Origin of the sequence: Ellagibacter isourolithinifaciens (assembly GCF_008831035.1) — a bacterium.
GTDB lineage: Bacteria > Actinomycetota > Coriobacteriia > Coriobacteriales > Eggerthellaceae > Ellagibacter > Ellagibacter isourolithinifaciens.
The window spans coordinates 14,444-34,537 of sequence record NZ_WAJR01000026.1 but is presented as its reverse complement, the minus strand read 5'-3'; the positions used below and the strand labels follow the sequence as shown (position 1 = coordinate 34,537).

Genomic DNA, 20,094 nt, shown 5'->3' with positions numbered 1-20,094 from the left:
CGACAGCGCCCGCCGCCCCCACCAAGCCACCCGCGCCATCGAGCGCGCTGCGCCCGGCAGAGAAGACCCCGGGCGTGGAAAAGTCGGGCTTCAGCGGCTCGTCGAAGGGGAAGTTCGCGTGCACGGGGCCCGCCATACGCGAGCACGCGCGCGAGGCGACAGCATCGCCTTCGAGGGGGAGACGCCCCCCGGGAAGCGCGCCCAGGACAAGCTCGCGAGCAGCCTGGCGCGCGAAGGCGACCGCTCGGGGCGATCCCTCCGCAAGGGGCATCTGGATGAAGCGGCGCACGTGGTCGCTGTAGGCTTTCACCTGGTCACATGTTTGCGGTGCGCCAAGTCCCTGCAGGTGGGGCGGCCTGTCCCCCGAAAGCACGATCAGCGGCACGCGCGAGGTCTCAGCCTCGAGCACCGCGGGGTAGTAGTTCGCGAGCGCCGTGCCCGAGGTGCACACAAGCGCCACGGGGCGACCCGACGCCTTCGCCAACCCCAGCGCGAAGAACGAGGCGCTGCGCTCGTCGATGTCCACATAAACAGTCATGCGCTCGGGCTCGCGCCTGCCGAGCTCGTACGCGCACATGGCGAGCGCCGTCGAGCGCGAACCTGGGCTCACCACCACCTCGCGAACACCCCAACGTGCAAGCTCGTCGAAAAACGCCGAAACGACGAGCGCCGTAGCCTGCTGTACCGAAGATGTCTCTGCCATCTCGCATTACCTTCCTTCGCCCGAGCCCGAAAGCGCCCGCACGCAACAGCCCCGCGACCTCATTTTTCGCGGAGCATGCCGATGATTGACCTTGAAGAAGTATACTTTCGCCAACGACGACGCAAAAGGAAACACGAGGAGGCCGGCGTGCTTTTCATACTGACAGGTGATATCCAGATAGGCAAGACGCGCTGGCTTAAGAGCACGTGTCGAAAGCTCGCCGCCGACGGCATCCCCTGCGCGGGCGTCGTGGCGCCCGGCGTTTGGGTACCCTCAGAACACGGCGACGCCAACGGGTTCGAGAAGCTCGGCATCGACAACCTGCTCCTGCCGCAAGGCGAGCGCATTCCCTTCGCCCGCAGGCGCGACCTAGCGCAGGCCGAGGGAATGTTCGACCCGAACAGCCAAAGCGCGCAGATTCAGCTGGGATGGGAAATCTCCGACGATGCGATAGTGCAGGTGAATGCCCATTTCGACCTCATCGCCGCCCGCACCCACCACAACGGACGCCAAAGCCTGCTCGTCGTCGACGAGCTCGGGCGTCTCGAGCTCATACGAAACCAGGGGCTCACAAGCGCGCTCGCCCTGCTCGACGAGGGTCCCAACCCCGCCTTCCCCCACGCGCTCATCGTGGTGCGCGACGTGCTCGTCGACCCGGCGCGCGAGCGGTTCGCGCCCTCATGGGGCGACCCCGCGCTCGTAAGTCCCACGCAAGATGCGGAAGAGGCAATCCGCCGCGCGTTCAAGGCGACCCGCTAAACGCAAAATCGGCCCACCACGTCCGCCATGCGACCCGCCAGATGCGGGGCGTATCCGGCGCGCAGGCCAAGCGAGCAATTCGCGTTCCGCGCTATCCCACAACATAAGACGGGCCCGAGGCGGCAAAGCGCTCGGGCCCGAACATCACCGCTCGCAAGGAGCAGCTCGCAACCTACTTCGTCGGAACTGCGTGAGCCATCAGCTCGGAAATGTCCGCATCGGTAAGGTCGTAACCGTAGAACGTCTTGTAGTAATCCTTCGCCACGTCGGTCACGCTCGTGGAGAACTTGCCCGGGTAAAGCACGCGGGGCAGCCACTGCATGCCGAGCACCTGGTTCACCGACGGCGGGCTCGACAGCCAGTTGTAGGGCGTCTTCGGTACCTGATAGTACGACCCGCTCTTGATAGCCTCGAGGGAAGCCCACGTCGGATCGGTACCGGCGGCCTCGTAGAAGTCTCCCGCATCCTTGCCGTTCGTGGCGAACAGGATGACACCGGGGTTCCAGTTGGCGATCTGCTCGAAGCTGACCTCGTTGCCCGTGCCCGAACCGGTCGCCTTCTCGACGACGCCGACGTTATTGGCGCACATGTCGACGACGCCTCCCTGGTAAGCGCCCTTCGCGATGATGTTGAGGCCGGAGTCGCCCACGCAATAAAGCACGTTCGCGCGCTCGGATTCGGGAATGCCTGCCATCACCGAAGTGGTCTCGTCGTAGGCCTTCTTGCAGTAGTCCGCAAGCTCCTTCGCGCGGTCGGTCGTACCCAGAAGCTCGCCGAGCATCGTGTAAGCCTTGTCGTAGGAATCGAGCGACGACGCGATGTGGACGACGGGAATGCCGATCTGCTCCTGCAGCGTATCGAGGTCATCCTTCATTCCGTCTTTCGCCTCGCCCACATCGATCACGACCTGCGGATCGGCTGCGGCAACGGCTTCCTTGTTGAAGTCACCCTTGCCACCGTAAATCTGACCGAAAACATCGAGCGACGCATATTCGCTACCCAGGTATTTTGCCTGATCGTCCGCGATTTTAGTTGCAAGGCCGACCATCTTCTCGGGAGCGATCGTCAAAAGCACGTTCTGCGCGAGCGGGCCGGAAGCCGCCACGCGGTCGATCTGCGCGGGAAGCTCCACTTCCCGTCCGAGCGAGTCCGTGAAGGTGCGCGTTGCCGGCGCCTCGGCCTGCGCATCGCTTTTCTGGTCGCTTGGCTCCTTCTGCCCACCGGAACACCCGGCAAGCGAGAAGGCGAGCGCGAGCGCCATCGCAGTCGCCGCGATTGCGAATCCGATGCCGCGCTTCTTCGTCATCTCCATTCTTCCTCCTACAATCCTATTCTTCCCTGATTTCGCTTGTAGGCACGCATACGCGCACCTTGTCGCCATAAAGTGAGTTGACCTCGACCTCCACACCGTAGATGCGCCCCACCAACTCGGCGGTGATCACATCCTTCGGGTCGCCGTACGCCTCAACGGTGCCGTCGTACACCACGAGCGTCTTATCAGCAAAGAGAAACGCCTGGTCAGGCTGATGAGTTGACTGCACGATGGAAAGACCCTCGCGCGCAAGCTGCTTCACGCACGACAGTACGCGCACGGTGTTGCCGTAATCGAGCGCGCTCGTAGGCTCGTCCATCACGATCGTCTTCGCGTTCTGGGCAAGGGCGCGGGCAATCAGGACAAGCTGCTGCTCTCCGCCGGAAATGTGGGTGTACATGCGGTCCGCCAAATGCCCAATGCCGATGCGCTCAAGCGCTTGTTCCGCCCGCTCGACCTGCTCGCGGCCAGGCGTCCCGAATATTCCCACGTCGGCGCCCGTGCTCATGAGCACGACGTCGCGCACCTTGTAGTTGTACACAGGGGCGTGGGTTTGGGGGATATAGGAAATCTCCCGCGCACGTTCGCGCACCGAAAGATCGCGCAAATCCTTGCCGTTTACGCGAATGACTCCCTCATAATCGCTGTTCAGGCACAGGATGCAGCGAAACAACGTCGACTTGCCCACACCGTTGGGCCCGAGCACGTTCACGAGCACGCCGTCCGGAATGCTCGCATTCACGTCGCGCAGCACCTGATGTTTCCCGTAGGAGAAGCTCACATGTTCGATATCTATACTCAAATCTTACGCTCCCTCGTGATGAGATAGAGGAAGAACGGCGCGCCGACGAACGCGGTTAGGATGCCGATGGGAATCTCGGACGTGGCCACAAGGCGCGCGATGTCATCCACAAGCAAAAGGAAGCTCGCGCCCATGAGCATACTCGCCGGCAAAAGTTTGCGATAGTCGCAGCCCACGAGCATGCGGCACAAATGCGGGATGACCAGGCCGACCCAGCCCACCATACCCGACACCGCCACGCTCGACGCGGTGACAAGGGTGGCCGCAAGCAGAACGACAACGCGCATCCGCTTGGCGTTCACACCCATCGTGGCGGCCTCGTCGTCGCCCATGGTAAGGATGTTGATGCGCCAGCGCATGGCGAACAGCACGACGCACCCGATGATCATCGGAGCAGCGACCAGCGTAACATCGGACATCTTAGCGCTCGTTAAGCTTCCCATCAGCCAATACGTAATTGCGGGAAGCTGGTCGGTGGGGTCTGCGATCAATTTGGTGAACGAGACGCCCGCCTGGAACAGCGAGCTCACCATAACGCCCGCGAGCACCACGACAAGAATGCGGTTCCCCTTCGCCCGACTCGATATGAGTAGCACGAGAAACACCGTCGCGATAGCGAAGCAGAACGCGAACAGGCTTGTGGCAAACGCGCTCGCCCCCAAAAGAATGGCAATCGCGGCTCCAAGTGCCGCGCCTTGGGACGCGCCCAGGATATCGGGCGACACGAGCGGGTTCTGGAAGGTTCCCTGGAACGCCGCACCTGCGGCCGCAAGGCAGCACCCCACCATAAGCGCGAGCAGAATGCGCGGCAGGCGAACGTTGAAGAACAGCGTCTGCTGCTGGTTCGTCCAAAACTGGTCGATGGGAAATACCTGGCCAAGCAGCATGCAGATGGCCTCATGGGGCTCGATGGGGAACTTGCCGAGCATGAGCGAGACCGACGTGATGACAACCAAGATCACGGCAAGAGCCATGATGACGAAATCTTCGCGCAGGGAGATTCTTCTCCCCGTATCTGTTCCCTCGAGTTTCGGCACATCGCTCCCTTCGAATAATGCTACTCCCGAAATATATACGAATATGCAGAATTACGCAAACGGGAATATCCCGAAATAGGGATGGTTATGAGATGCGCAACGAGGAAGATTCCCAAGTGGAGAACGAGATTGCGCTGCGTTGATTATTCGGATAATGGGCTATTCTATTATTTAGATAATTATTGACGCGCACAGGCACGTCCTCGCCACAAGGTCGCCTGCATTCGGTCTTCACCTGCGCATGCAGCCGATCCCGTGATGCCCGCTGGACGCAGGCCGCGCGGCACCTATTCTCCGAACGCACTTAAGATGGTCTTGAGCTTCATGTCGATCTCGTCGAACTCGTCGTCGGCCACGCTGCCCTCGACGATACCGCACCCGGCGTACACCCAGCCGCCTTCCCCATCGAAAACGCCCGTGCGAAGACCGACCGAAAATGCACCGTCACCTGCACCGTCGATGTAGCCGCACGCGCCGGCGAAGAACCCGCGGTTGTACGACTCGATCTGGCGGATGAGCATCTTCGCCTCGCCGACGGGCGTGCCCGCTACCGCAGGCGTGGGGTGCAGATCGCCCACGAGCTCGGGCAGGTTCACGCCCTCGAGCACCTTCGCGCTCACCGGGGTGTGGAGGTGCTGCACGTGACGCAGCGAGAGGATCTGCGGCTCGCGCGGAATGCGCACGTCATGGCAGATGCGCCCCAGAACCTCGCGCATGAAGTGGACGACGTGCTCGTGCTCAGCGCGGTTCTTCTCGTCCGCCATAAGCTCGCTTGCCAGCTCGCGAGCGCGATCAGGGTCCTCGGAAGCGGGGCACGTCCCCGCCAGGCACATGCTCTCAAGCTGCTGACCGCGCTTGCGAACGAGCAGCTCGGGCGTGCAGCCGCAGAAGAACACGTCGGCGTAACGGTAGAGCAGCACCGTGCCGCGCGCGTCGCCGTCTATCAAGTTGACCAGCAGGTCCTTCGAAGAGAACGGGTGCTCGGCAAGAAGCCTCTGCCTGCGCGAGAGAACCACCTTATCAACGCGCCCTGAGCGAATCGCCGAAAGCGCAGCATCCACTTCCGCCCGCCACTGCTCGCGCGAATCGCGCTCCAACGTGAACGGAACTGTCACGCGCTCGCGACGCGGGGCGCCTGCCACCTGGCGCGCGAAACGCGCGATGCGGCCCGGATACACGGGAGAGAGGCTGTTCACTTGCAGCATGCGCCCGCGCTCGTTTTCCACAAGCACCACTTCAGGCAGCATGAACTTAAGGCGCGGGAACGCTTCGAAGAGCTCATCAGTCGCCTTGGGGTTCTCCGCGTCGAAGCGATTGAACGAGAAGAACACGGGCGGCTGGTCGATGGGCCCCTCGATTTCGTATTCCACACCTTCCATCTGCGGTAACGCGATGCAGCGCCCCAAGCCCATGTAGCGGTTCGCGCTTTGCTTGTCGTAGTAGACGAACTGGTCGGTGAACCCTTTCTGCAAAAGGCAGAACCCGTCGACGATGTCGGAATCGATGGGCTGGGAATACGAGTAGATGCGCGTCATGAACAATCCTTTCGGGAAACTTGTTGCCGCCAATTATATCGATACCGCGCGCCCGTGCCACAGCATGCGCGAAGCGAGGATACCGAAAGCGCGGGCGGAACGGGGGCGGAACGCGGTCTGGCCCGCCCCTGATCGCCCGCCCGCGTACCCCGCCCACACCGCTCGAGCAAGACGGGGGTCGAGCGATTGCCTCGTGCCCCCGCTCGCCCGCCCCCGCGCCCTTCCCGTCACCTCCCGTTCCCCTGCGTTTTCCCGACGCGAATCCGCTGATTAAATGACAATTCGGTAAAGCTTGAGCCCTCTTGCCCGCTTTGTGGCAACATGGAGACTTCGAAAACACCGCGCGAAGGAGATGAGATGGGCTTCCTGTCCAAATTCGAAGGCAAAATGGAAGACACGTTCGAGGGCGCAGCCGACAAAATGGCGAACTCGCCGTTGTCGCCCGTGCAGATTGCCAAGAAGGCGGAAAAGCAGATGCGCCGCAACAAGATGGTCGGCGCGGGAAAGCAATACGCTCCGACGCTCTACACCGTGCTTGTGAACGCCGACGATGACGAGCGCCTGTTCGGCTACTACCCCACCCTCGCGGGCGAGACCGAGACCTATCTTTCCGCAAAGGCGGCCGAAGAGGGACTCCTCATGGACGGACAGCCGCTCGTGCGCTTCATCGTCGACGAGGGCCTTCGCCACGGCAAGTTCGACGTGGTAGCAGAGCCCGTCGCCGCGCCCCTTATCGCGCAGCTCCGCGCCGAGGAGATGGCGCGCTACGGCATCGGCGCCGCGCCGGCGGCCAACCGCTACGGCGCCCCCGCTGGCGGATATGCCCCTCAGCCGCAGGCCGCCCCGTACGCCGGCGGCTACGATCAGCCCGCATACGACGACTACGCCGAAGGCGACGGCTATTCCGACTACGACGATTACGATGGCTATGACGGCTACGACGATTACGACGACTACGACGACGACCAGCCCTTCGAGTCGCAGGAAGAACCCAGCTGGGCAGAACCCCCGATGAACCGAGGGGAATCCTTCGCCGGCGCAGGCGCCGCAATCGCGGGTGCCGCAGCGCAGGGAGCACCCCAGACCATGGTCTTCCCGGAGACGGCGCATCGCGAGCAGCCCCGCGCCCAGCAAGGCGGCGCCGCTCTCATCGACACAACGCACGGCAAGACGTTCCCGCTTTCCTCCGCGCGCCAGCTCATCGGACGCGAGTCCAACTGCGACATCGTTATCCCCGATATCAACGCAAGCCGCACGCACGCCGAGCTGCGCTTCGAGCAGCCGGGCGTATGGGTTCTCACCGACCTCGGCTCCACGAACGGCACGCTCGTGAACGGCCGCCAGATCACCTCGCAGGTACTGCAGGGCGGCGAGCGCATCGTCATGGGAACCACCAACCTTCAATTCGTGATCGGATAACGCGAAAGGCACATCGTGATCGACACCGTATTGCTCATCGCGCGCCTGCTGTTCGTGGCGCTTCTGTACCTGTTCCTGTTCGCCATCATGAAAACCGGCGTGGGACTCGTCCGCGGACAGCGCAAGAAGGAGCGCTCGTGGAACCTGTCGATCGAACGCGGCCCGAAGGAGCTTCGCGGTGTCTCCATCGCAGTGCGCGGGCCGGTTGTGGTCGGCCGCACGCCTGGCGCCGACATCGTGATCGGAGCCGGGTACGTTTCCGCACGTCACGCATGCTTTAATCCCATGGGGCAGAACCTGTTCATCGAAGACCTCGGCTCCACCAACGGAACCGCAGTCAACGGCAAGCTCATCGCCGGGCCCGTAGCCCTGAAGAACAACGACGTCGTGAACATCGGCGACGTCGCCATCCGCGTTAGGTTCGCATAATGCCAGCTCAGAACGAACAATCACTCAATCACGACCCGCATCGCGCAGCGCGCGGGGAACGCCCCTCGAGGGGGCACCGCCCGAGCGGGCGCGGGCGTCGAGCTTCTTCGGCGACGTTCGGCAGCAGAACCGACGTCGGCTGCGTGCGCGATCACAACGAGGACTCGCTCGTCGTGGCGCCGCCGCTGTTCGTGGTGGCAGACGGCATGGGCGGCCACGCCGCAGGCGAGGTTGCATCCGAAATCGCCGTCAACGTCATCGCCGAGCGGGCGCCGGAGCATCCCGATGCGAACGAGCTCGGGCGCGCCGTCCAGGCCGCGAACCACGCGATCCTGAAGGCGGCGCATGAAGGGCGCGGTCGCGAGGGCATGGGCACCACCTGCACCGCCGCGATGCTCGAAGGAGAGCGCCTCGTCATCGCGCAGGTAGGCGACTCGCGAGCATATCTGCTCCACAAGGGAAAGATCCAGCAGCTCACGCGCGACCACTCGCTCATGGCCGACCTTATCGAAGCCGGGCAGCTCACCCCCGAAGAGGCGCGCGTCCATCCGCAGCGCTCGGTCATCACGCGCGCGCTCGGCAGCGACCCGCGCACCGTGGCCGACCTCTACGAGATCAACGTCGACGCGGGCGATCGTCTGCTTTTGTGCTCGGACGGGCTTTCAGGCATGGTGCTCGACCAGGACATCGAGGCAATCTTAAATCGCGTCTCCGATCCGCAGCGCTGCGCATCACAGCTGGTAAACGAAGCAATCGCCGCCGGCGGCCACGACAACGTGACCGTCATCGTGGTCGACGTGAAGGGCTTCGCTGAGAAACGCCGTCGCAAAGTGGCGCGCAAAACGAAGATTACCATTGCGTTCGTCCTCATCCTCCTCGCGGCGATCGTGGGCGGTGCGGCATACGGGCTGAACTACTGGGTCAGCACCGCGGCATACCTCGGCGTCGACCAGGGGAAGGTCGCCATTTACCGCGGGGTTCCCGGCGAGTTCGCGGGAATGAGCTTCTCAACGCTCGAGAAGACGACCGACATCAACGTGGACGACCTGCAGCCGGGTCTTGCCAATCGCTTGACGGAGAACTCCATCACCTGCGACAACGTCGAGGCTGCCGAAAGCCTCGTCGCCGAATACGAGCAGGAAGTCTTGAACAAGAAGCAGACCGAGGACGAGCGGGACCGCACGCACGACGAGGCGCAATCCGACGACTCGAAAGCCTCGGGGCAAAGCGCTTCCGCCACCGCAAGCACCGCCTCCAGCGAGAAGACGCAAAACGACGACACATCCCCCAGCACATCGGGAAGCGGTGATGCCGCATGACGAGGCGCAACATAGAGCTCATCTTGCTGCTCATCGCGTCGCCGCTCGTCATCTTGATGTTCGCGATGCTCGCAATCAACGAGGGACAAGCGCTCAACATGCAAACCCTCGGCGTCCCGGTCGGCATCTTCGGCGCCTTCATCGTGGCGCATATCGCCACGCGCATACTTGCCCCCGAAGCCGACCCCGCCATCCTGCCTATCTCGTTCGCGCTCTCAGGCATCGGCATCGCCTTCATCACGCGCGTAGCGCCCTTCTCCGACAGCCCCAACATGGCCATCAACCAGGTCGTCTGGCTGTTCTTGGGCGTCGTGCTCATGATTGCGGTCATGGTGTTTTTGCGCAACCCCGACCGGCTCGCCAACTACAAGTACACGCTCGCCATCGTCGGCGTCATCCTTTTGCTCTCGCCGATGATCCCCGGCATCGGCCAGGAAATCTACGGCAGCCGCATCTGGCTGCATGTAGGCGGATTCTCCTTCCAACCAGGCGAGATCGCGAAGATCATTATCGTGCTCTTCCTGGCCGGCTACCTTGCGCAGAACCGCGAGATGCTCTCGGTGTTCACCTGGCATGTGGGCCCGTTCCGCTTGCCCGACATCCGCACGCTCCTGCCGCTGCTCCTCATGTGGGGCGTGGCAATGCTCATCGTCGTGTTCGAGAAGGACCTCGGCAGCGCGCTCGTCTTCTTCCTCGTGTTCCTGGTCATGCTCTACGTTGCCACGGGAAAGAAGTTCTACCTGGTCATCGGCCTGGGCCTCGTTGCCATCGGCGGCGTAGGAGCCTACTTCGCCTTCGACCACGTGCAGACGCGTGTCGCCACCTGGCTTAACCCCTTCGCCGACGCACAGAACACCGGCTACCAGCTCGTGCAGACCATCTATTCGCTTGCCGACGGCGACCTGTTCGGCACGGGAATCGGGCGCGGCATGGCAGGCGGCGGCAACGGCATCACCCGCATCCCAGTCGTGGAAAGCGACTTCATCTTCGCGGCCATCGGCGAGGAGACAGGGCTTCTGGGCGCAGCAGGCTTGCTGCTTTTGTACCTGTGCTTCGCGATTCGCGGCTTCGTGACCGCAGCGCGCGCGAAATCGGACGTGAGCTCGCTTATCGGCGCAGGTCTCACCTCGATCATCGTGCTCCAGGCGTTCATCATCGTCGGCGGCGTCACCAGGCTCATCCCCCTCACCGGCATCACGCTCCCCTTCGTCAGCCAGGGCGGCTCGTCTCTGCTCGCCGCGTTCATTATTGTCGGATTCCTCCTGCGCTGCGGCGACGAGGGCACGGGCTCGTCCTCCGAGATCATGAACACCACGACCATCATCAGCGCGAACAGCGTGCTCGGGCGCGTCTCGCTCGGCAAGCGCCTCACGCACACCATGATCGTGTTCTCGCTCATGTTCGCGGCGCTCGTGGCGAATCTCACGCTGATCATGGTCGTGCAAGCAAGCGACTACCAGAACATGGCAGCGAACAACCACACCATGGCACGCGAGTCGAAGACAGAGCGCGGCACCATCTCCACCTACGATGGGGCCATCCTCGCGCAGAGCGTCAAGAACGACGACGGCACATACTCGCGCGTCTACCCAGCGGGCGATCTCGCAAGTCACGTGGTGGGCTACACCTCGTCGAAGTACGGAACGAGCGGCATCGAGGCCAGCTACAACGATACGCTCAAGGGCGAGAAGAACTTCGCGTCGATCACCGATGTCGTGAACTCGCTTTCGGGCGTAGGCACCCCCGGCAACGACGTCACGCTCTCCATCAACTCGCAGATCCAGCAGGCGGCGCAAGACGCGCTGGCCAACGACTCGGGCGCCTGCGTGGTCATGGACCCGAAGACGGGCGCCGTGCTCGCGATGGCCTCGGCCCCGACTTACGACGCCGCCGACATCGACCAGGTGATCGCCGACGCCGCAAGCTCGGGAGCGAATTCCACAAGCTCGAGCGAGCTGTATAACCGTGCGACGCAGGCGCTTTACGCGCCAGGCTCCACGTTTAAGATCATCTCGCTCGCCTGCGCGCTACAGGAAGGCATCGCCACCGAGACCACCATGTTCGAGTCGCCCTCGTCGATGGACATCGGCAACGCCGCCGTCACCAACTTCGAGAAGCACAACTACGGCACGATTTCGCTCGCACGCGCGACCGAACTTTCCTCCAACGTCGTCTTCGGCCAGCTCGGCGCGCAGATCGGCGCGGAGAACCTCGTGAACTACGCGAAGCTCTTCGGCTTTAACATGGACATCGATTTCGATCTGCCCCTCGCGACCTCGGTCATGCCCGACGCGAAGGACATGACCACGTGGGAGACCGCCTGGGCAGCGGCGGGCGAGCCCGTCGGCGAGAGCAAGACGACCAACCACCCGAGCCCCGCAGGCCCCCAGGCCACCGTGCTCGAGATGGCACTCGCCGGTTGCGGTATCGCCAACGACGGCGCGATCATGCAGCCCTACTTGGTCGACGGCATCTACAACGCCGACGGCAAGCGCAGCTACACGGCCACCCCGAAGAAGCTCTCGCAAGCAGTGAGCGCCGACACGGCAAGCCGCGTGCGCACTGTGCTCGAGGGCGTCGTGAACAACGGCACCGGCACTTCCGCCCAAATCAACGGCGTGACCGTAGCGGGCAAGACAGGCACCGCCGAGCACGACGGCTACAACGACGTGTGGTTTGTCGGCATGGCGCCATCGGAGAATTGCAACGTCGTCGTGGCAATCGTGATCGAGAAGGGGCAATCCAGCGAGTACGCCGCCAGCAAGGCTCGAGATGTGATGAAAACGGCGTTGGAAGTACAAGGCGATTTATAATTTGGTATGCTAATGCGAACCGGCATAAAACGAAACAAAAACGCAGCACAGCAGGGAAGTTTAAGGAGCAAACGTGTCTAGCGCAGCGATGACAGGCAGAATCTTCAACAACAGGTACCAGATCACCGAGCGCATCGGGATCGGCGGCATGGCCGAGGTGTACCAGGCTCAGGACAACGTCCTCGGGCGCCGCGTTGCCGTAAAGGTGATGCTGCCCCAATACGCATCGGACGCCGCATTCGCGCAGCGCTTCCGCCAGGAGGCCGCGTCTGCTGCCAACTTGCAAAGCCCCTACATCGTGAACGTTTACGACTGGGGCCAAGACGACGGCACGTACTTCATCGTCATGGAGTACATCCGCGGCACCGACCTCAAGACCGGCATCGTGCAGCGCGGTGCGCTCAACCAGCGCAAGGTCGCCGAAATCGGCTCGCAGGTATGCCAGGCGCTTTCTGTCGCCCATAACCAGGACATTATCCACCGCGACATCAAGCCGCAAAACATCATGGTCCAGCCTGATGGCAACGTGAAGGTGATGGACTTCGGCATCGCGCGCGCAAAGAACTCGGTGAACGCCAAGACGTCCACCGTTCTCGGAACGGCGCACTATATCTCGCCCGAGCAGGCGCAGGGCAAGGAGCTCACCGCCGCAAGCGACATCTATTCGCTTGGCATAGTGCTCTTCGAGGCTGCGACGGGCAAGCTTCCCTTCGACGGCCCCGACGCCATCAGCGTCGCCATGAAACAGGTCAACGAGGAGCCGCCGCTGCCCTCCGACTTCAACCCTGACATCGACCCGGGCCTTGAGAGCATCATCGTGAAGGCCATGCAGAAAAACCCCGCGGACCGCTTCGCCACCGCGAACGACATGCGCCTCGCGCTGAACGACTTCTTGGCAGGCCGCCCCGTGAAACTTGCGGGCGCCGCGGTGCCGGGCGGTTTCACGAGCGCGCAGACCCGCGTGATGAGCCCCATCGAGGGCGGTGCAGCGGGTGCCGACAGCACGATGGTCATGCCTCAGCCCGTGAAGCCCGTAACCCACAGCGGCCAGACCAACTATCACGGAGCCAACACTCCGAACATGCCCGAGAACAAGGGCGGCAAGAAGACGGGGCTCATCGTGGCCATCGTGGCAGCCATCGCCGTCATCGCCATCGCCGCGCTCGTCTTCTCCGGCATCTTCGCGTCGGGCGACCCCGTACCCGACGTGAAGGGCAAGACGCTCGAGGAGGCCACGACCATCATCGAGAAGGCTGGCTTCGAAGTGGGCACCACCAACGCCGTGCACGACGACAGCGTCGCGGCGGGCAGCGTTGTGAGCCAAGATCCCGCAGCGGGAACGAAAAAGCCCGCGGGAACGAAGATCAACCTGAACATCTCGCAAGGCACCGAGCAGGTCACTGTGCCCGATTTGACGAACAAGACGCCTGACGAGGCACAACAGCTCTGCGACAAGGTGGGCCTCACCATGAAGGCGGGCACGCCTGCCTACGACGACAAAGTCGAGAAGGGCAAGATCTCCTCTCAGGATTTGAAGGCGGGCGACAAGGCAGCGAAGGGCTCCGTTATCACCTATGTGCTCTCGCTCGGTTCCGAAAAGGTCGCGGTGCCCAACGTGGTCGGTAAGTCGCAAAGCGATGCGATGGCCGCGCTGAAGAACGCCGGCTTCGAGGTGTCTGTTTCCGAGGAGGCAAGCTCCGACGTCAAGCAGGGCAATGTCATTCGCCAGTCGCCCACTTCCGACGAGAGCCTCGAGAAGGGCAGCACCGTCTCCATCACGGTGAGCTCCGGCAAGAAGTCCTCCGAGGTGCCCAATGTGGTCGGCAAATCCGAGGGCAGCGCGCAAACCACGCTCGACAACGCTGGGTTCAGGGTATCCACCGAGTACCAGAGCAGCGATTCGGTCAAGCAAGGCAACGTCATCAGCCAAACCCCCGACGGCGGAAGTTCGCTCGAGCCGGGCAAGACGGTGCACCTGGTCATCTCGACCGGCCCCTCTTCTTCGGGCGGCTCGTCAAACGGCGGATCCGGCAATGGCGGATCGGGAAGCCAATCGAACGGCAACAATTAGAATCAGCAAAGGGCCTCGCACTGCGGGGCCCTTTCTCGTTCAAGGCTGAGAAACTAACTCTCTATGGGCACGCGCCAAACCGGGCAACAGCCCCTAGAGCGCAAAAAAGCTCCGCCCCCGACAAGTCCAGGGTGAACCCACCTCGAAAGGTGGGTGCTCGCAGCCAGCTTTCCGGCTTTCGCATCAACGGACGCGAATCTCCGTTCCACAGGCTATCTTGAGCTCCCTGCATATAAAACGTCGGTCCACCGCATGTATGACTGCGGGAGCGGAACCTACCTTCAGTATAAGGACGATGGCGCTCAATTAAAGTCTTGACATGGCGCGGGTTCCATAGTTTGATGAAGAAAGAGCGTGCCGTTTCAAGGCACCTCAATCTAGGCCGTAGGTATCCTCAGGATGAACACGGTGCCCTTACCCTCTTCGCTTTCCACGCGAACGCTGCCCTTGTGGTACATCACGGCATGCTTCACAATCGCAAGCCCAAGTCCCGTGCCGCCGGTCTCCTTCGAACGACTTTTCTCCAAGCGATAGAAGCGCTCGAAGATCTTCTCCTGCTTGTCTTCTGGGATGCCCGGGCCAGTGTCGCTCACGCGCACAACCGCTCGCATGCGGCCGCGCTCCCCCGCAGGCAGCGCACGGATATCGTCGGCCTGCTCCGCCGAAGTGGGAAGCTCCAGCCGAACCGAAACGCTCACACTTCCACCTTCATGGTTGTAGCGAATCCCATTCTCTACCAGGTTATACAGCATCTCCTCGACCAGCGTCTCGGAGCCGGCGATGCACGCGGAGTCTCCGCTCACCTCAACCGACACGCCGCGGTCGTGGGCAAAGCTCGATAGTCGCCCCACCACGCGCTTGGAGGCTTCCAGCATATCGATAAGCGTCGCCGACTCGCCATCGAAGGACGTCTCATCAAGCCGCGAGAGCGTCAGCACCTCGTCAATCAGCGCTCGCATCGATTGCGCCTCGTCGTAGATGAGCCCCGCGAACTTCTGGCGGTCGGCGGGATCGACCATGTCGTTTCTCATGAGCTCGGCATACCCCGAGATTACCTGAAGCGGCGTCTTCATCTCGTGGCTCACGTTGCTCGAGAAGTCGCGGCGCATCGTCTCGGCGCGCGCGAGGTCTTTGTTCTGCTCGCGAAGCTGCCGCTGCTGGTCGTCGATTCGCTCGAGCAGCGGGTCCATCTCCTCGTAAATCTCGTTCTCGAGCGGATTGGCGAAGTCAAGCGCGTCAATCGGCTGCATAATGCGAGACGTCAGCCGCTGCGACAGCAGGAATACGAGCATAATCGCCACGAGAAGCGTGAGCGCAATCGGTCCCATCATGCCGCCGAAGAACGCGACCAGCGACTCGCGCGTCTCGGACAGGCGCACGACGTCCCCGTTCTGGAGCTTCACCGCAGAATACAGCGTCACGGTGCCAAGCGTGCTCGAGTAGCGGGACACCTCTCCGCGCCCACGCTCGTCGGCTTCGCGCACCTCGGGGCGGTCGGCGTGGTTTTCCATCGTCGAAGCATCGGCCACGCTGTCGTAGAGCACCGCGCCATCCGTATCGATAAGCGTATAGCGGAAGGCATCGGAAAACTGCTGCGAAAGGGCCTGCTCGCACGCCTGCGAGTCGAGGTCGCCCAGCGATGTTGCGATATTTTGCGCTGCAGAGGAAAGGTCCTCTTCCGCATCGCGCTCGTAGGTGGTGTAGAAGATCGCCGACATGACGGTGCCGAAGACGAACAGGACAATCAGCGTGAAGGTGAGCACGCTGCGGAAGATGCGGTTCGATAGGCTTTTCACGTTGTTGTGGGTCGGGCTCACGATGCGCCCTTCATCGTGTATCCGACGCCGCGAACGGTGCGGATGAGCTCGTCAGCACCCGAAGATGCCGCGTTGAGCTTCTGCCTCAGCGTTTGAATATGCACATCGACCGTGCGCGTTTCGCCCACGTAAGTCACTCCCCACACGTCCTCGAGTAATCTGCCGCGCGAAAGCACTCTGCCCTCGCTGCGCATCAGCGCGCGCAGCAGGTCGAACTCCTTGAGCGTCAGCGCTACGGGGGTTCCCCCGACGCTCACCGTATGGGCAGACGAGACCAGCTCAATCGGCCCGTTAACGAGCGTGTCGTCGGCGCTCACAGCCGGTGCCTGCGCGCGACGCAGCAGCGCGTTCACGCGAGATACCAGCTCCATCATGCCGAACGGCTTCGCCAGGTAATCGTCGGCGCCTGCATCGAGCCCGCACACCTTGTCGAATTCGGTGCCTTTCGCTGTGAGCATCATAACAGGGATGTTCTTCGTCGACGGCAGACTGCGCAACTCGCGGAGAATCTCAAGACCGTCCATTTCGGGAAGCATGATGTCGAGCAACACCAAGTCGGGCGCCTTCTCGTCGCAAGCCTCGAAGAAATCGCGACCGCACGTGAACCCAGCAGCCTCGAACCCTGCCTGCTTGAGGGCGTAAACGGTAAGGTCTCTAATATTTGTATCATCTTCGACGTAGTAAATCATTCGCGCATCCTGTCCAACGGCCCGCGCGCTGGCGCACACCATATTGCCTTTTCAACGTGTAGCTATCATCTCGCCAATGCGTCAAGCGCGCGTTGAAGCTTTGTCATGGATGCGTAAAGATGGGAAGCGGGGCAGAGTTTACGCTCCGCCCCGCATGAGAAAAGGGCAACTACTATACGATTCGGCCTTCGAAAAACGCCCGCGTCCAATAATCCGCACTTGCGGAATTGAGCTTGGGGAGAGGACCGGCCTCAACGGTGCGGCCTTGCACGAAGACGACACCTTCATCAGCGCAAATCCTCGCAAAGCGCGGATCAGACGTCGCGACCACCACAGCACATTCCGTCTTGCGTGCAACCGATTGCAAAGCCTGGCTCATCGTGAAGGAATCCACTTGATCAAGCCCCGTTGCCGGGTCCGAAACGAGCAGCGCGAGGGGACGCTTCGCGAGCGCGCGGGCTATCGAGGCAAGGCACCTCTCAAGTGCAGGAAGCGAGCTCACTGCGCAATCGAGATGGTCTCCCAAACGCCTTTCCGCATCGAGTGAGCGCAGCACGCGATTGATCTCGGCGGCAATCGCGGCATCGTCGTGAACGCCTCTCTGGCGGATGGAGAACGCGATGGCATTGCGAACGCTCTGCAGCTCGAAGGAGCCGCCAAAAAACACGCGGGCAACCTTCTCGCGGGCGCGCTCAGCACCGAGCGTGCGGTAAGCGTCATGTCCGCAAAGCTCGATCAAGCCGCCCATGTCGACAGTCCGAGCGCCGGGAAGCGTGCATCCCAGTGCGTCAAGCATGGCCGCGATACCGCATCCTCGCGGGCCGCAAAGCGCCGTGACCTTGCCTTTCGCAATATCGAAAGAGACGTCCTCCAACGAGGTGAATGCACCGAGACGTAAGGTGAACTTGCGCACACGAACGAGCGGCGTTGCGGATTCGTGGCTTTCGCACGCCACGCGACGAGCCAAGACACCGAGACCATTGCGAGCAGCACATGAGGAATGCGGAGGCTCACAAGCCTTCTTCACATCCCTTGCGGCTTTGCGAGGCGCCGCACTTTCCGCAAGCAAGCGCTCTGCAGCCTCAACGATCTCTCGGGTTTCGGTGCTTCTCTTCTCTACGAGCATGGCGTTCGCTTTCCGTCATTCGTCATCGGCAGATGCAACTATGTTCTCGCATGCACGTCAAAGCCTTGTTGGATGCTCGTTATATCTAAGTAAAATGAAGGGAAATTAAAAAGCCAGCCGAGAAAGGCTGGCGAGTGCTCAAAATGGTGCGGGCGAAAGGACTTGAACCTTCATGGGGTTGCCCCCATACGGACCTGAACCGTACGCGTCTGCCAATTCCGCCACGCCCGCACATCTGCCTCAGTTATTGAAGCGGTTGATTATGTTACTCCACTTCCTTGATGCGCGCAAGGGGGTTTTGCTCTTTTTCTGCCATTGCCCGCGCGGCTTGACGCTCGGCGCGACGGCGGATCTCGTCTTCGCGCTGCGCCCGCGCCGCTCGCTGCTGCTCGACGAGGCGCTGGGCCTCGAGGGCCGCACGCTGGGCCTCGCGGTCGGCGCGCTGACGCTGAGCAACCCTCGACGCCTCGGCACCATGGCGCCCTCTCACGGGCACTCCCTCGCCCGCACGCGCACCATCAGGCGAAACACGGGATGCTGCTGACGCCTCCTGAGGACTGCTTGCCCGCGACGACGAGCCCTGAGCGCTGTGTGCCTGGGAAGCCGCATTACGAGCGGAGCGAGATGCCTGGGGAGAGGCTTCTCTCGCTGCGGCTGCTTGAGTGCGCACACGCGACTGCGGCCCTGTCTCGCCAGGCCAAGAACCCTTTTCCTCGCCGCGAGGGACATCGATGTTCGCTCGGCGCTCGGCACGAGCCGGGGTGTAGTCCGCCATGGCGGCGCGACGCTCCGCACGAGCTCTCCGCTCGGCCCGACGTTCGGCAAGAGTTGACTGGCGTGGCGTCGCTTGCGTCGCCCGAGGGCTTTGCGCCGCCTCCGCCCGAACCGTTTCACGAGCAGACGCCGTCGCAGCCGACGGGCCCTCGGCACCACGAACCGGAACGCGGTAGCTTCCGGGAACGTATCCTTGAGCGGCCTCGACCGGCATACCCGCTGCAGAGCCGGGTGAAACGACCTCTGCGTTCGCGGGCACGGGAGGCGTGGCGGGGTTGCCCGCAGTGCGCACCGCTTGCTGAGCAGCAGCCTGAGGACGCCCCTGCTGGGGCACGCCGGCCCCCGACGGCCGCTGCTGCCCGCGAGGACGCGGCGCTCCCAAACGTTTTCCCACCTCATGGTTAAGCTTGGCGAGATTCTGCCGATCGATTTCCACATCTTCGGCCAGATTGCGAACTTCCTGATTAAGCTTGAGCGTCATCGCAATCACCACGACGACGGCAATTGCCATCACGATCAAAATCGCCATCATCAGCAAGGGCGAATTCGGCAATGCGCCCACCTCCGTCTTTCGCATGCCTATTTCCACAGATGATACCACGCCTCATCACGCGAAATGAAAAAACGCCCCGAGCCGTCAAAACGAACAAGCTCGGGACGTAGTCAAGAAGCAAGCAGGACTCGAAGACACGCCTGTCAAGACTCCGCGATTGACGCATGCCTTTAGAGAGCCTCGCCACGCACGGAGAAGGTGACCACCTCGAAGGGAAGCTTCTTGCCGCTGGCGTCGAGCGCATTCTCCACGGCACGCTGCAGCCCGCCGCAACAGGGAACCTCCATGCGGCAAACGGTCACCGAGCGAATGTCGTTCATCGCGATGATGGCCGACAGCTTCTCGGTGTAGTCAACCGCATCGAGTTTGGGGCAGCCGATGATCGTGACCCGACCGCGCATGTAGCGATCGTGGAACGATGCGTAAGAAAACGCCGTGCAATCAGCGGCGATGAGCAGGTCAGCTCCCTGGTAGTAAGGAGATTGCAGGGGCATGAGCTTTATCTGGCACGGCCATTGGGCGAGCTGGCTTTGCGCCTCGGCTTCGGGGGATGCCTGCGTCTTTTCGGGAGTGTGAAGCATTTGGGCGCGCGAGCCGGGGCAACCCCCGCCAAGATCGCCGGAACCGCTCTGCCCCGTATGCGCGGCGTGAGCTTTCGCCGCCTGAGCTGCAACCACGGCCGCCTCATCATAGGGAAGCGCCTCGCGTTCGACGAACGTGATGGCACCCGTCGGACACGAGGGCAGGCAATCGCCCATGCCATCGCAAAAATCGTCGCGCAAAAGCTTCGCCTTGCCATCGACGATGCCGATCGCGCCTTCGTGGCACGCGTTCGCGCACAGGCCGCAACCTGTGCATTTGTCCTCATCAATATGAATAACTGTTCGAATCATGAGCTCCCCCTCTATCGTTTTGCCTTGCCACGGATCGATGCCG

At 62.3% G+C, this 20,094-nt stretch carries 16 protein-coding genes, 1 tRNA gene and 1 other RNA gene; 6 read left to right on the top strand and 12 right to left on the bottom strand.

What is annotated here, in order from left to right; genetic code table 11:
• Window positions 1–703 (bottom strand): thiamine pyrophosphate-binding protein (locus F8C90_RS08885; protein ID WP_246155874.1); only part of this gene is annotated, 703 nt, incomplete at its 3' end.
• Window positions 704–850: 147 nt separating this feature from the next.
• On the opposite strand from F8C90_RS08885, the gene F8C90_RS08880 reads away from it, so the two are divergent.
• Complete coding sequence (locus tag F8C90_RS08880) at window positions 851–1,462, top strand: nucleoside-triphosphatase (protein ID WP_158050161.1); 612 nt, start codon at window positions 851–853, stop codon at window positions 1,460–1,462.
• Between the two features lie 172 nt (window positions 1,463–1,634).
• On the opposite strand, the gene F8C90_RS08875 is transcribed toward F8C90_RS08880, so the two are convergent.
• From F8C90_RS08875 to F8C90_RS08860, 4 genes are all read right to left on the bottom strand, one after another.
• A complete protein-coding gene (locus tag F8C90_RS08875) occupies window positions 1,635–2,774 on the bottom strand; it encodes an ABC transporter substrate-binding protein (RefSeq protein WP_158050160.1) in 1,140 nt (379 codons plus the stop codon).
• 16 nt (window positions 2,775–2,790) lie between these two features.
• Complete coding sequence (locus F8C90_RS08870; protein WP_158050159.1) at window positions 2,791–3,576, bottom strand: ABC transporter ATP-binding protein; 786 nt, start codon at window positions 3,574–3,576, stop codon at window positions 2,791–2,793.
• Window positions 3,573–4,613 (bottom strand): FecCD family ABC transporter permease, encoded by a 1,041-nt coding sequence (locus F8C90_RS08865; RefSeq protein ID WP_246155873.1) that lies wholly within the window; start codon window positions 4,611–4,613, stop codon window positions 3,573–3,575. Before F8C90_RS08865 ends, F8C90_RS08870 begins: the two co-directional genes overlap by 4 nt.
• Before the next feature lie 287 nt (window positions 4,614–4,900).
• A complete protein-coding gene (locus F8C90_RS08860; RefSeq protein ID WP_158050158.1) occupies window positions 4,901–6,148 on the bottom strand; it encodes an isochorismate synthase in 1,248 nt (415 codons plus the stop codon).
• Window positions 6,149–6,469: 321 nt separating this feature from the next.
• On the opposite strand from F8C90_RS08860, the gene F8C90_RS08855 reads away from it, so the two are divergent.
• The 5 genes from F8C90_RS08855 (at window position 6,470) to pknB (ending at window position 14,199) form a co-directional block, all read left to right on the top strand.
• Window positions 6,470–7,567, top strand: a complete 1,098-nt coding sequence (locus F8C90_RS08855; protein WP_343030130.1) for an FHA domain-containing protein — start codon at window positions 6,470–6,472, stop codon at window positions 7,565–7,567.
• A 15-nt stretch (window positions 7,568–7,582) separates the two neighbouring features.
• Window positions 7,583–7,996: an FHA domain-containing protein gene (locus F8C90_RS08850; RefSeq protein WP_158050157.1), complete on the top strand. Its 414-nt coding sequence runs from the start codon at window positions 7,583–7,585 to the stop codon at window positions 7,994–7,996.
• Window positions 7,996–9,315: a Stp1/IreP family PP2C-type Ser/Thr phosphatase gene (locus tag F8C90_RS08845; protein ID WP_158050156.1), complete on the top strand. Its 1,320-nt coding sequence runs from the start codon at window positions 7,996–7,998 to the stop codon at window positions 9,313–9,315. The genes F8C90_RS08850 and F8C90_RS08845 overlap by 1 nt, the downstream gene beginning before the upstream one ends.
• Complete coding sequence (locus F8C90_RS08840) at window positions 9,312–12,128, top strand: FtsW/RodA/SpoVE family cell cycle protein (protein WP_158050155.1); 2,817 nt, start codon at window positions 9,312–9,314, stop codon at window positions 12,126–12,128. Before F8C90_RS08845 ends, F8C90_RS08840 begins: the two co-directional genes overlap by 4 nt.
• 73 nt (window positions 12,129–12,201) lie before the next feature.
• A complete protein-coding gene (pknB, locus tag F8C90_RS08835) occupies window positions 12,202–14,199 on the top strand; it encodes a Stk1 family PASTA domain-containing Ser/Thr kinase (RefSeq protein WP_343030129.1) in 1,998 nt (665 codons plus the stop codon).
• A gap of 104 nt (window positions 14,200–14,303) precedes the next feature.
• Here pknB and ssrS read toward each other — a convergent pair.
• The 7 genes from ssrS to F8C90_RS08800 form a co-directional block, all read right to left on the bottom strand.
• Window positions 14,304–14,477, bottom strand: a non-coding RNA gene (gene ssrS, locus F8C90_RS08830) — 6S RNA.
• Window positions 14,478–14,576: 99 nt separating this feature from the next.
• Window positions 14,577–16,016 carry a sensor histidine kinase gene (locus F8C90_RS08825; RefSeq protein WP_158050154.1) on the bottom strand — a complete coding sequence of 480 codons (1,440 nt, stop codon included), beginning with the start codon at window positions 16,014–16,016 and terminating at the stop codon, window positions 14,577–14,579.
• Complete coding sequence (locus F8C90_RS08820) at window positions 16,013–16,705, bottom strand: response regulator transcription factor (RefSeq protein ID WP_158050153.1); 693 nt, start codon at window positions 16,703–16,705, stop codon at window positions 16,013–16,015. The genes F8C90_RS08825 and F8C90_RS08820 overlap by 4 nt, the downstream gene beginning before the upstream one ends.
• Window positions 16,706–16,877: 172 nt before the next feature.
• Complete coding sequence (locus tag F8C90_RS08815) at window positions 16,878–17,831, bottom strand: ABC transporter ATP-binding protein (RefSeq protein ID WP_158050152.1); 954 nt, start codon at window positions 17,829–17,831, stop codon at window positions 16,878–16,880.
• Between the two features lie 144 nt (window positions 17,832–17,975).
• Window positions 17,976–18,062, bottom strand: a tRNA-Leu gene (locus F8C90_RS08810).
• Window positions 18,063–18,096: 34 nt separating this feature from the next.
• Window positions 18,097–19,182 (bottom strand): hypothetical protein, encoded by a 1,086-nt coding sequence (locus F8C90_RS08805; RefSeq protein WP_211361079.1) that lies wholly within the window; start codon window positions 19,180–19,182, stop codon window positions 18,097–18,099.
• Window positions 19,183–19,328: 146 nt separating this feature from the next.
• On the bottom strand, window positions 19,329–20,051 hold the full coding sequence (locus F8C90_RS08800) for an ATP-binding protein (RefSeq protein WP_158050150.1): 723 nt from the start codon (window positions 20,049–20,051) through the stop codon (window positions 19,329–19,331).
• Window positions 20,052–20,094: the final 43 nt, after the last annotated feature.